Source organism: Brevundimonas sp., assembly GCF_036402095.1.
GTDB lineage: Bacteria > Pseudomonadota > Alphaproteobacteria > Caulobacterales > Caulobacteraceae > Brevundimonas.
Genome location: NZ_DASWTO010000148.1, coordinates 1 through 12,026, shown reverse-complemented (window position 1 = coordinate 12,026; position 12,026 = coordinate 1). Strand labels below are relative to the sequence as shown.

General features: G+C 69.3%; 12 protein-coding genes and 2 pseudogenes. 2 read left to right on the top strand and 12 right to left on the bottom strand.

The genetic code is table 11. The annotated features are described in order from the left end of the window. The 8 genes and pseudogenes from VGD32_RS10430 to VGD32_RS10395 form a co-directional block, all read right to left on the bottom strand. Positions 1-395: pseudogene (locus tag VGD32_RS10430) on the bottom strand (GNAT family N-acetyltransferase); the annotation flags it as partial. 105 nt (positions 396-500) lie between these two features. Then, positions 501-1,238, bottom strand: coding sequence for an ABC transporter ATP-binding protein (locus VGD32_RS10425; RefSeq protein ID WP_331031823.1), 738 nt, complete (start codon positions 1,236-1,238; stop codon positions 501-503). Further along, the gene (locus tag VGD32_RS10420; RefSeq protein ID WP_331031822.1) at positions 1,231-2,520 is read right to left on the bottom strand and encodes a lipoprotein-releasing ABC transporter permease subunit; all 1,290 of its coding nucleotides are present in this window, start codon (positions 2,518-2,520) and stop codon (positions 1,231-1,233) included. The genes VGD32_RS10425 and VGD32_RS10420 overlap by 8 nt, the downstream gene beginning before the upstream one ends. A gap of 76 nt (positions 2,521-2,596) precedes the next feature. Next, positions 2,597-3,904: pseudogene (gene proS, locus VGD32_RS10415) on the bottom strand (proline--tRNA ligase); the annotation flags it as partial. A gap of 179 nt (positions 3,905-4,083) precedes the next feature. Then, positions 4,084-4,422, bottom strand: coding sequence for a DUF3088 family protein (locus tag VGD32_RS10410; RefSeq protein WP_331031821.1), 339 nt, complete (start codon positions 4,420-4,422; stop codon positions 4,084-4,086). Between the two features lie 8 nt (positions 4,423-4,430). Next, positions 4,431-4,697 carry a DUF1467 family protein gene (locus VGD32_RS10405; protein ID WP_331031820.1) on the bottom strand — a complete coding sequence of 89 codons (267 nt, stop codon included), beginning with the start codon at positions 4,695-4,697 and terminating at the stop codon, positions 4,431-4,433. Next, on the bottom strand, positions 4,697-5,122 hold the full coding sequence (gene mce, locus VGD32_RS10400; protein WP_331031819.1) for a methylmalonyl-CoA epimerase: 426 nt from the start codon (positions 5,120-5,122) through the stop codon (positions 4,697-4,699). The genes VGD32_RS10405 and mce overlap by 1 nt, the downstream gene beginning before the upstream one ends. Positions 5,123-5,177: 55 nt before the next feature. After that, positions 5,178-5,636, bottom strand: a complete 459-nt coding sequence (locus tag VGD32_RS10395; protein WP_331031818.1) for an FxLYD domain-containing protein — start codon at positions 5,634-5,636, stop codon at positions 5,178-5,180. 88 nt (positions 5,637-5,724) lie between these two features. Here VGD32_RS10395 and VGD32_RS10390 point away from each other — a divergent pair, with 88 nt between their 5' ends. Then, positions 5,725-6,795 (top strand): transcriptional regulator, encoded by a 1,071-nt coding sequence (locus VGD32_RS10390; protein ID WP_331031817.1) that lies wholly within the window; start codon positions 5,725-5,727, stop codon positions 6,793-6,795. Between the two features lie 20 nt (positions 6,796-6,815). Here VGD32_RS10390 and VGD32_RS10385 read toward each other — a convergent pair whose 3' ends face one another. The 4 genes from VGD32_RS10385 to rpsB form a co-directional block, all read right to left on the bottom strand. Then, positions 6,816-7,220 (bottom strand): hypothetical protein, encoded by a 405-nt coding sequence (locus VGD32_RS10385; RefSeq protein WP_331031816.1) that lies wholly within the window; start codon positions 7,218-7,220, stop codon positions 6,816-6,818. Positions 7,221-7,289: 69 nt separating this feature from the next. Continuing rightward, positions 7,290-9,185, bottom strand: a complete 1,896-nt coding sequence (locus VGD32_RS10380) for a calcium-binding protein (RefSeq protein ID WP_331031815.1) — start codon at positions 9,183-9,185, stop codon at positions 7,290-7,292. 251 nt (positions 9,186-9,436) lie between these two features. Next, a complete protein-coding gene (gene tsf / locus VGD32_RS10375) occupies positions 9,437-10,378 on the bottom strand; it encodes a translation elongation factor Ts (protein ID WP_331031814.1) in 942 nt (313 codons plus the stop codon). A gap of 92 nt (positions 10,379-10,470) precedes the next feature. Then, entirely contained in the window at positions 10,471-11,388 is a 918-nt protein-coding gene (rpsB, locus tag VGD32_RS10370) for a 30S ribosomal protein S2 (RefSeq protein ID WP_331031813.1), read from the bottom strand. 235 nt (positions 11,389-11,623) lie between these two features. Between rpsB and VGD32_RS10365 the strand changes: the two genes are divergently transcribed. Continuing rightward, a partial coding sequence (locus tag VGD32_RS10365; RefSeq protein WP_331031812.1) for a hypothetical protein occupies positions 11,624-12,026 on the top strand: 403 nt, incomplete at its 3' end.

Sequence of the window (12,026 nt, the reverse complement as noted above, 5' to 3'; positions counted from 1 at the left end):
AGCCGCGCCTCGCACTCGGCCACGCCCGCGGCGACCTCGGCCGCCGCGTAGAGGGCGCGGGCCTCGGTCCAGGCGGCGACCGCCTGATCGGGACGGTGCAGGTCTTCGAGCGCCAGGGCCTTGAGGCGCAGGGCGTTGGCGAGGTCGAGCGGCTCGCCGGCCTTGCCGCGATAGAGGGAGGCCGCCTTTTCCGCGTGGCCGAGCGCCTCGGCGGCCTGGCCGTCCTCGCGGTCGATGTCGGATAGATGGCGCAGCGCATGGGCCTGCAGCAAGGGCCGGCCGGCCTCGCGGCTGAGCGCGGCGGCGCGGGCGTAGGCGTCGCGGGCCTCAGCCACCCGTCCGCCGGAGCGGGCGCGACAGGCTGCGGCGAGCTGGGTCTGGATGGCTTCGAACATGGGCGCCTCCATGAGGGTCCAGTCTAGCACGGTCCGGCCTTCGCCGCAGCGCCCTCCACCGCCGCGCGGCCCCGCCTCACCGTGGATGGGGAGGCGCCGACCGGCTCAGTATTCGTGGCTCTCGGCGGGGCGCTCTTCCAGATGGCCGTCCTTCAGGGCGAAGACGCGGTCCATGTGGCCGGCCAACTCCATGTTGTGGGTGGCGATCAGGGCGGCGACGCCGGTCTTCTTGACGAGGTCGTGCAGGGCCTCGAACACCGTCTGGCTGGTGGCGGGGTCGAGGTTGCCGGTCGGCTCGTCGGCCAGCAGCAGGCGCGGCCGGTTGGCGAGGGCGCGGGCGACGGCGACGCGCTGCTGTTCCCCGCCCGACATCTGGGCCGGCTGGTGGGTCAGGCGTTCGCCGAGGCCGAGGGCGGTGAGCACCTCCTCGGCGCGGGCGCGGGCCTCGGCCTGTTTCGTCCCGGCGATGCGCAGCGGCAGGGCGACGTTGTCGCGGGCGTCGAACTCGGCCAGCAGGTGATGGAACTGGTAGACGAAGCCGATGCTGGCGAGGCGGATGTGGGTGCGGACCCGCTCGGGCAGGCCGCCGACATCCTCGCCGTCGATGCGGATCTCGCCCGAGGTCGGCCGCTCCAGCAGGCCGGCAGCGTGCAGCAGGGACGACTTGCCGGAGCCCGAGGGGCCGATCAGGCCGACCACCTCGCCGGGCATGACGTCCAGATCGACGCCCTTGAGCACGGTCAGGGGACCGGCGGCGGACTCATAGGTGCGGGTGACGTTCCGCACCGACAGGACGGGGGCGCCGCTGACGACGCGGCCAGCGCCGCGGGGGGGCTTACTCATAACGGAGGGCCTCCACCGGATCCATTTTCGCCGCCCGCCACGACGGCAGCAGGCTGGCCACGCAGGACATGAACACCGACCACAGGGTGACCCAGACGACGTCGGCGGGATCGACCTCTGCCGGAATGGCGTCGAGCATATAGACCTCGGCGTCGAACAGCTTCACGCCGAACAGGCCCTCGAGGAAATGCTGGATGTCGGCGATGTTCAGGCAGAACAGCAGGCCGAGCACGAGGCCGGTGACGGTGCCGGCCACGCCGATGGTGGCCCCGGCGATGAAGAAGATCCGCAGCATCGACGACTGGCTGGCCCCGACGGTGCGCAGGATGGCGATGTCGCGCGTCTTGTTCTTCACCAGCATGACGATGCCGGAGATGATATTGAGCGCGGCGATGGCGACGACGAGGCCGAGGATGATGCTCATGGCCACGCGCTCGACCTTCAGGGCCCCCCAGAAGGCGGCCATGCGGTCGCGCCAGTCGGAGACGATGGCGCCGGAGCCGGCGGCGCGCATCACCGGGGCGCGCAGGAGCTCGACGCGGTCGGGCTCGACGACCTTCAGCTCGATGGCGTCCCAGGCGGCTTCGCGGCCGAAGAACAGCTGCGACTGCTCCAGCGGCATGAAGATGAACAGCTGGTCGAAATCGGTGGTGCCGGAGGTGAAGACGCCGCCGACGCGATAGGTTTTCTCAAGTCCGCCGAGATTGCCGAAGGCGCTGGTGGCGCCGGTCGGGGAATAGAGGGTCAGGGGGTCGCCGACGCGCAGGCCCATCATGTCGGCCAGCGCCTTGCCGACCAGAATGTTCTCGCCGCCGTAGGGGCCCTGGCCGAAGGTGCGCTTCGCCTCTTCCGACAGGCTGGCGAAGACGTAGGTGTTGGCGGCGAGGTCCTCGGGACGGACCCCGCGCACGGCGGCGGGGTTGGTCTGGCCGGCGCCGCGGACGAGGCTGTAGCTGGTCATCACCGGCACGGCGCTTTCGACCCCGGGAACGGCGCGGATGCGCTGCAGGGCCTGGTCGCGCTCCGGCGTGTCGAGCAGCTGGCCCTGGACGAACATATGGCCGTTGAAGGACAGCATCCGGTCGAGCAGGGTCGAACGGAAGCCGGCCATGATGCTCATGACGGTGATCAGGGCCATCACCGCCAGGGCGATGGCGACATAGGAGATGATGGCGATCAGGGCGATGCCGCCCTCGCGCCGGCGAGCCCGCAGATAGCGCAGGGCGAGGCCGAACTCCCAGGCGGAGAAGGGGCCGGCGGGCTTGCTTGCGCTATTCGACATCGGTGGTGATCTGATTGGCTCGAGGCTGCAATGCCAACGGCTGGCTCTTCTGGTGCTTCTTCTCCCACCTAGAACGCAGTTGCTGGTATGCGTCCTCCAGGGAGATGCTCCGGCGCTCCGGATCATTTCGCGCTTTAAGCTCGATCACCCCGTCTCGGGCTCCCTTGGGCCCAACGACGACTTGAACCGGGATACCAATCAGCTCAGCCCGTGCGAATTTGGCCCCAGCCCGTTCATCAGTGTCGTCGTAAAGCACCTCGTGGCCAGCAGCTTCTGCCGCTTCATAAAATGCTTCGCAGACACTGTCGGTAGCGGGGTCCCCCGGCCGTAGATTTATGAGGATAACGCTAAAGGGGGCGACCTCACGGGGCCAAATTATCCCGTCCTCATCATGACTGGCCTCAATGATGGCGCCAAGCAGGCGCGAGACGCCGACGCCGTAGCTGCCCATGTGCACCGGCGCATCCTTGCCGTCGGGGCCGGCGACGAAGGCCTTCATCGGGGCCGAGTATTTGGTCCCGAAATAGAAGATGTGGCCGACTTCGATGCCGCGCGCCGACATCCTATTCGCTGGAATCGTTTCGGCCTCAAACCGTGCTTGGTCGTGCATCTCTTCGGTGGCGGCGTACATCGAGGTGCGCTCGTCGACGATGGCCTGCAGGTCGTCCCAGTCGACGTCGGCGCCCGGCGCGGGCATCTCGACCAGCTTGCGGTCGCAGAAGACCGCGCTCTCGCCGGTGTCGGCAAGGACGATGAACTCATGGGACAGGTCGCCGCCGATCGGGCCGGTGTCGGCGCGCATCGGCACGGCCTTCAGCCCCATCCGGGCGAAGGTGTTCAGATAGGCGACGAACATGCGGTTGTAGGCCCGCCGGGCCGAGGCCTCGTCGATGTCGAAGGAGTAGGCGTCCTTCATCAGGAACTCGCGACCGCGCATGACGCCGAAGCGGGGGCGGCGCTCGTCGCGGAACTTCCACTGGATGTGGAAGAGGTTGAGCGGCAGCGCCTTGTAGCTCTTCACGAAGCCGCGGAAGATGTCGGTGATCATCTCCTCGTTGGTGGGTCCGTAGAGCAGCTCGCGCTCGTGCCGGTCGGTGATGCGCAGCATCTCGGGGCCGTAGGCGTCATAGCGGCCGGACTCCCGCCACAGGTCGGCGAGCTGGAGGGTCGGCATCAGCAGTTCGACGGCCCCTGCCCGCTCCTGCTCCTCGCGCACGATCTGCTCGATCTTCTTCAGCACCCGCAGGCCGAGCGGCAGCCAGGCGTAGATGCCGGCGGCCTCCTGCTTGATCAGGCCGGCGCGCAGCATCAGCTGGTGCGAGACGATCTGGGCGTCTGAAGGGGCTTCTTTGAGGGTGGGCAGGAAGTAGCGCGACAGGCGCATGGGAGGGAATCCGGCGTGGGAGGCGTGGGACACGAGCTTTAGCCGGGACGGCGGGGCGAAAGCTAGGCCAGACGAGGGCTTAGGAATTAGGACGTAGAAATTAGGGGGCCTGAGTTCACCACCGTCTCCTGTGCCTACCCCCTAAGCCCTAAGCCCTAAGCCCTAAGCCCTAAGCCCTCTCAAGGATGCGGCCGCCCGATCCCGTAACGCGCCGCCAGGTAGGGCGCGATGGCGTGGTCCTGCAGGAAGCGGCGGCCGGTGGCCTCGCTGGTCCGGGCGTCAGGCCAGTCGAAGGCGCCGTCCAGCACGAGGATGGGGCAGGACTGGTGCTCCTCCCCGACGAGGTCGACGACCGGCGGGCGCGGGCGGGCGTGATCGATCCGGACGATGTCCAGCCGGTCCTTGAGGGCGGGATAGAAGGCCAGCACGCCCTCGATGAAGGCCCCGGCGGGGCAGAACCACGGGCCGCCCTCGTCGTCGCGCCAGTCGGGATTCAGCAGAAACAGGCGGTCGGTCATCGCGTCGCTCAGGCCGGGGGGGCGAGGTTCGGCAGGGGCATCCAGCCGATGTAGACCAGCCCCATCACCACCGCCCAGACGATCAGGGCGACCCAGCTGGTGGTGAGGAATTTGCGTTTCAGTTGCGGATTGGCGGGCGCGCCCCACTGGCCCCCGTCGACCGGGCGGTCCTGGGCGCCCTGCGACATGCCGAGCGGCAGGATGGCGAACAGCACGACCCACCAGCAGACGATGTAGATGGCCAGCATGGTCACCGGCCCGATCGGCATGTCCATCAGTGGGCTCCGGCTTTCGGCGTTTCCATCAGTTCGACCAGCACCCCACCCATGTCCTTCGGATGGACGAAGATGATCGGCGTGCCGTGGGCGCCGATGCGCGGCTCGCCCGTGCCGAGAATGGTCGCCCCTTTCGCCCGCAGCGCGTCGCGGGCGGCGAGGATGTCCTCGACCTCGAAACAGACGTGGTGCTGACCGCCCTTCGGATTCTTCGCGAGAAAGCCGTGGATGGGCGAATCGTCGCCGAGGGGTTCGATGAGCTCGATCTGGCTGTTGGGCAGGTCGACGAAACAGACGCGGACGCCCTGGGCCGGCAGGTCGAACGGCGCGTGGGCCTTCGTGGCGCCGAGCAGGTCGCGATACAGGGCGACGCTGGCCTCGATGGACGGGGTGGCGACGCCGACGTGGTTCAGTCTTCCGATCATGGAAAGGACTTAGCCGTTCCGGCGCCGCGGGAGAAGGCCGGGCCCGTGCGACGGATCAGACCTGCACGTGGCCGAAGGTCCACCGTTCGTAGGGGCCGAGGCCGACGGTCTCCCCGCCCTCCCCGGTCCAGCGCAGGGCCCATATCTGCAGGCCGGCCGCCGCGGCCGGCAGGCGCGCCTGCAGATCGAGCCGGGCGCCGGGGCCCAGCCGGGCGGCGCGGGCGCTGACCGGCGCCCCGACGGGCCGGCCGGCGCGGTCGTGAAAGCGGATCTGGACCGAGACGTCGGTGAGGGCGCGGTCGGTGGCGTTCGCGAGCCCGCCGCGCCAGGTCCGGCCGCCGAGCGGCTCCCCGATCGCCTCGTTGCGGGTGAGCACGACCTTGTCCCGGTCGTCGGTCGCCTCGATCACGTACAGGGGCAGGCCGATGGCCATGAGGGCTGCGACCGTGCCGGCGGGCGCCAGCCACCCGCGGCCGGCGCGTGACGAGGCCGCGGCGCCTGCACTATTCTCCATTGCCTTGCCTTCCTGCTTGGGTGAGGCTCCCACCCTGCCTGGCGCGGTTGGTGAGCGGCATGAGCAACTCCTGAGGTCTTGCTGAAAAATGGCGCCCGGCAGTTTTCGCTTCGAAGGCTTCTCCCTCGATGTCCGGGACCGTCAGCTCAAGCGCGACGACGCGCCGGTGGAGTTGAACGCCCGCTATCTCGACGCCCTGGCGCTGCTGGTCAGCGAACAGGGCCGGCTGGTGTCGAAGGACCGCTTCCTCGGGGAGGTCTGGCGCGGTGTGCCGGTCACGGACGAAGCGCTGACGCAATGCATCCGGACCCTGCGGCGCCAGCTCGGCGACGACGCCGTCCGGCCGCGCTTCATCGAAACGGTCCCCAAGCACGGCTATCGCTTCATCGCGACGGTGGAGCGGGTCGAGGCCGCGCCGGCGCCGGCGAGCGTTGCGGCGGCGGCGGAGGCTCCGGCCTTCTGGCGGCGGTTCGGCCTGCTCGGTGCGGCGGGCATGGCGGGCGGCGGCGCGGCCGGCGTCCTGATCGGCCTGTTCTACGGCTTCGGCGGGGCCTCCCAGCCGCTGCAGCCGGGCATGGGCGAAATCTCGGTGCTGCTGGTCTTCGTCTGCCTCAGCCTCGTGCTGGGCCTGATCGCCGGCGGGGGCGTCGGCTTCGGGGTCGCCGCAGGCTTCATGCCCGGACGGCCGTGGCAATGGAGCGTGATCGGCGGGGCGGCGGGCGGCCTGTTGACCGGGGCCGTCGGCAAGCTGATCGGCCTCGACGCCTTCAACCTGCTGTTCGGGCAGTCGCCCGGCAACATCACCGGGGCGGCCGAGGGCGCGCTGATCGGCGCCGCCGTCGGGCTCGGCGCCTGGCTGGGAAGCCGCGGCCCCCGCCGGTTCGAGCTGCGCCGCGGCCTTCTCGCCGGAGGCCTGGCCGGGGCCGCCGCGGGCGTGGCCATTCCGCTGTTCGGAGGGCGGATGCTGGGCGGCAGCCTCGATCTGCTCGCCCGCCGCTTCCCCAGTTCCCGCCTGCAGCTCGACCAGATCGGCGGCCTGTTCGGCGAGAGCGGCTTCGGTCCGGTCAGCCAGGCCGTGACGGGGGGCGTTGAAGGCCTGCTGTTCGGCAGCTGCCTGGTGGGGGCGATGATCCTCGCGCGGCGGCGTATCCCGGCCTAGGTCGGTCAGTCCCCTGCGACTCAGTCCCCGAGGTCGTCCACATCGATCGCCTCGGCGACGAGCCGGCGCCAGACCGGATCGGTCGCATCGACGAGGTCGACGTCTTCCAGCAGGGCCACGGCGCCGCCGCCGTCGGGCAGGATCAGCCCCAGAACCTCCATGTCCTCGCCGTCGGGGCCGAGGTGGCTCTCGGCCTGCACGGCGACGGCCGCCTGCTCGCCGTCCGTCTCCCACCAGATCACCGGCTGGGGCAGGTCCATCGGGATGACGCGGGGATCGTCGGTCTCGGCGAGGGCGAAGACCGCCCGTTTCGCCTGAACGTCGTCGAGCGTGGCGACCGCCCCGGTGAACGCCTTGAGGCGCGACCAGTCGTCGACGTCATAGCCGCCGCCGTCCTCCTCAGGCGCGCCTTCGTCCTGGATCATGGAAGTCTCCTCGCCGCTGAACGCCCCCATACGAGAAAGGGGCCGACGACCCAAGCCGCCGCCTCCGGGCTAGGCCATGTCCCAGACGTCTCCGGCCGGATGAAGCGTCACGGCCAGGTCGTCGAGGGCAAGTTTCGCCCTCGGTCGGGAGAGCGCTTCCGCCACGCTGTCGTCAGGCCGGGTCAGGCCGGGGCTCTCCCAGGGCGCCAGATTCAGGACGGTTCCGTCGCCGAAGCGCGCGAACTCCACCTCGATCAGGATGTCGACCCCGTCGTCGCCGTCCGCGGGGTTGGTGTCCGTGATCGTCACCCCGCCCAGGTCATTGTGGGCGAAGGCGTAGCCGCCGGCCAGTCCTGACAGCACGGCTGTGTCCGTCCCGTCGAAGCCGATCAGGAGATCATCTCCGCTGTCGCCCCGCAGGATATCGTCCCCCCAGAGGCCGGTCAGGGTGTCGTCTCCGGCGCCGCCGGCCAGCAGGTCCCCGAGGTCTCCGCCCTCGATCGAATTGTCCTGGTCGTTTCCATATCCGCCGTGGACGACGCCCGGATTGCTGAAGTGGAGGTTCTCGAGATTGGCGGGCAGGGTGTAATTGATCGCCAGCACCCAGACGGTGTCCTCGCCCTCCCCGGCGAACTCCACCAAGGTGTCGCCGAGGTCTGGATCCCAGTAGAAGTCGTCGCCGAGCCCGCCCTGCAAGGTATCCAGCCCCGGGCCGCCGTCCAGCGAGTCATTGCCGCCCTGCCCGACCAGCATGTCGGCGCCGGCGCCGCCAAAAAGGTCGTTCCCGACCGCGTCGCCGATCAGGACGTCGGCGCCCGAGCCGCCTCGTGCGTTCTCGATGTCGATCAGGATGTCCACGCCGCCCTGGCCGTCGTTCTGCGTCAGGCCGGCGGCGAGGTTGACGCGGATGGCCGCCGTCTGGGCGGAATAGTCCGCGTAGTCGTAGTCGTCGCCCCCTTCCCCGCCATCCAGGAGGTCGGCGCCCGCGCCGCCGATCAACACGTCCTGGCCCGAGCCGCCGTAGAGCCTGTCGTCGCCGGAGCCGCCGTCCAGCCTGTCCCATTGGAAGAGACCTTCGAGGAGGTCGTCGCCCGCGCCGCCGTTCAGCGAGTCCTTCCCGCTTCCGCCCCGTATCGTGTTGGCGAGGGTGTTGCCGACACCGACGAAATCGCCCGTGCCGGTAAAGGTCAAATTCTCCAGATGGTCCCGAAGGGTGTAGCCGGCGAGCGTGACCTGAATGGTGTCCGTTCCCTCGCCGGCGTGTTCGACGATGCTGTCCGTCGCGACCTGCACCACATAGGTGTCGTCGCCCAGCCCGCCGATCAGGGTGTTGGCGGCGCCCGCCCCCCCGGACAGGGTGTCGTCGCCGTCCCGCCCGATCAGGGTGTCGCCGTCGACGCCGCCCGAGATCAGATTGTTCCCCCCATTGCCGACGCCGACGAACTGACCCGTGCCGGTGAAGGCCAGGTTCTCGACATTCGCGGCCAGGGTGAAGGCCGCCAGAGCGGTCCGGACCGCATCCACGCCTCCGCCGCCGAATTCGACGACCGTGTCTCCGGCGGCGCTGACGACGTAGGTGTCATTGCCGGCGCCGCCCTGCATCTGGTTGGCGAGGCCTGACCCGCCGTCCAGCCAGTCGCCGCCATCCCCGCCCACGAGGGTGTCGCGGCCCAGGCCGCCGGACAGGACATCGTTCCAGCCTCCCCCGATGATCACATTGTCCAGCTCGTTGCCGTCGCCGGTGAAATCGCCCGGCCCGATGAAGGCCAGGTTCTCGACATTCGCCGGCAGGGCGTAGGAAGACAGCGGCGTCAGAACGCGATCGGTCCCGCCGCCGGGCGCCTCGATGATCACGTCGTCGGGGTTGTCGATATAGTAGGTCTCGCCGGCGCCGGTTCCGACGAACACGTCCGTCAGGGGATCATCATGAATCCCGGACGCCGCGAGGGTCGTCACCGTCTTCATCGCATGGCTCCTGTCCTGCGCGGGAACCGGGACGCCGATAGCGCCGTGATGTCAAATCAACCCTCGGTGTGGACACAGGACCCGGCCTGATCGCCATCGGGATCCCGGCAGATCACCGGCCGAGGCGGATCCATGGCGGGGACGCGGGAACGGCCGGCGTCTCCGAAAGCCAGGATGGCGCGCATGCGAAAAGGGCCGGCGACATCGTCACCGGCCCCTCATTTCGCTGCTCCCGAAGAGGAACGAGGGCCTTACTGGCCGCCGGTCATCTGGGCGACTTCGGTGGCGAAGTCCGGGCCCTCGACCTTTTCGACGCCTTCGCCGAGGGCGAGGCGGACGAAGCCGGCGAGGTGCAGGCCGGGCGCGCCCAGTTCCTTGCCGGTGTCGGCGACCAGCTGTTCGATGGTCACGTCCGGGTTCATCACGAACGGCTGCTTGGTCAGCACCACGTCCTTCTGGAACTTGGCGATCTGGCCGTCGACGATCTTGGCGATCATGGCCTCCGGACGGCCTTCTTCCTTGGCCTTCTCGGTCAGGACTTCGCGTTCCTTCTCGATGGCGGCCGGGTCCAGATCGTCGGTGTTCAGCGACAGCGGGGCGGTCGCGGCGACGTGCATGGCGATCTTGCGGCCCAATTCACGCAGGGCGGCCTTGTCGCCGCCGCCGTGCAGGGCGACCAGAACGCCGATGCGGCCGAGGCCCGGCGACACGGCGTTGTGGACGTAGGAGGCGACCACGCCCTCGTCGACCGACAGGCGGGCGGCGCGGCGCAGCTGCATGTTCTCGCCGACGGTGGCGATCAGCTGGGTGACCTCGTCCTGGACCGTCTTGCCGGCTTCCAGCTCGGCGCCGTGCAGGCCCTCGACCGTGGCGTGCTCGAGGCCCAGCTCGGCGAACTTCTTGGCGGCGTTCTGGAACAGCTCGTTACGGGCGACGAAGTCGGTCTCGGCGTTGAACTCGATGGCGGCGCCGATCTCGCCGGCCCCGACTTCCTTCGAGGCCACGGCCACGAGGCCCTCGGCGGCGACGCGGTCGGCCTTCTTGGCGGCCTTGGACAGGCCCTTGGCGCGCAGCCAGTCGATGGCGGCGTTGATGTCGCCGTCGGTCTCCTGCAGGGCCTTCTTGCAGTCCATCATGCCGACGCCGGACTTGGCGCGCAGTTCCATCACGAGGGCGGCGGTGATCTCGGCCATGGGTAGTCTCCTTGGGTATGCGTATGCGGGAACGGCCGGGCTCCGCTGAGCCCGGCCGCATAGTCAGTTCGCCGTCGAGAGGCGGAGGTCGATCAGACCTGGGCCGGCTCGGATTCGACGGCGTCGTTGGCTTCCGAGGTCGCTTCCTGGGCGGCTTCGTCGGCGACGGCCGGCTCGGAGGCGGCGATCATTTCCTCGGCGACGGCTTCCGTGCCGGCCGGAGCGGCGTCCTCAGCCTTGGCGGCCTTGGGGGCCTTGGCTTCGCGCAGCATCGGCTCGTCCGGGTTGACCGCGGCGCCCAGGTCCACGCCCGACGAAGCGGCGCCGGCGGCCAGGCCGTCGAGGACGGCGTCGGCGATCAGGTCGCAGTAGGTCTGGATGGCGCGGGCGGCGTCGTCGTTGCCCGGGATCGGATAGGTGATGCCGTCCGGATCCGAGTTGGTGTCGAGGATGGCGATGATCGGGATGTTCAGCTTGCGGGCCTCAAGGATGGCGATGGCCTCCTTGTTGGTGTCGATCACGAACATGATGTCGGGGATGCCGCCCATGTCCTTGATGCCGCCCAGCGACAGCTCGAGCTTGTCCTTCTCGCGCTGCAGGTTCAGCAGCTCCTTCTTGACCCGGCCCTCGCCGCCCGACTCGAGCAGGCCTTCCAGCTCGCGCAGACGGGCGATCGAGCCCGAGACGGTGCGCCAGTTGGTCAGGGTGCCGCCGAGCCAGCGGTTGTTCATATAGTACTGGGCGCAGCGCTGGGCGGCCTCGGCGACCGGATCGGCGGCCTGGCGCTTGGTGCCGACGAACAGGACGCGACCGCCCTTGGCGGCGACCTCGCGCACGGCGACCAGGGCCTGGTGCAGCAGCGGCATGGTCTGCGACAGGTCGATGATGTGGATGTTCGAGCGCGATCCGAAGATGTAGCGCTCCATCTTCGGGTTCCAGCGGTGCGTCTGGTGACCGAAGTGCGCGCCGGCCTCAAGCAGCGAACGCATGGAGAATTCAGGCAGAGCCATGAGGGGTAGTTCCTTTATCCGATAGACGTTGCGCGGGCGATTAAAGGACCGCCCCATCTTGCGAAAAAGGGTCCCTCGGAACGGTGCGGACAGGGATGTCTCCCCTGAACGCGCCTCGTCCGCGTGCGAAGTGCGGGCGGCTTCTAGGCGGGATGGGGGGAAAAGGCAAGCGGCGCGGCCATATCTCGCCAGTATCGGATAACGGCGCTATGGTGATCGCGGGAGGGCCGTCACCATGAGCATCCGCAACTGGGCTTTCGCCGGCGGCGTCATAGCGGCCGCCGCGGTCGCCGGCGTCGCGACCTCGCAGCAGCCGCCGCCCTCTCCGGTCGCCGCCACCCAGATAGACCTGCCCCGGTCGCGGGCCGACAACGCCGCCCTGGCGCAGGCGCGGCAGGATCCGCTCGCGGCCCGGCTGCGCGGCGTGCTGGCCCAGGACAAGGATCTGGCGCCGGTGCTGAGGCTGGCCGAGACCTCGCCCGTGCCGGTGCTGGCGCCGTCCGATCCGGCCCTGCTGAGGACCGCGCGCCTCTACACCGGCGACCGGCATTATATGATGGTGGTTCAGCGCGGCGAGCAGATCATCGAGATTTACGGGACCACCAAGGCCCTGCAGTCGCCGCTGGCCCGCCCGGCCG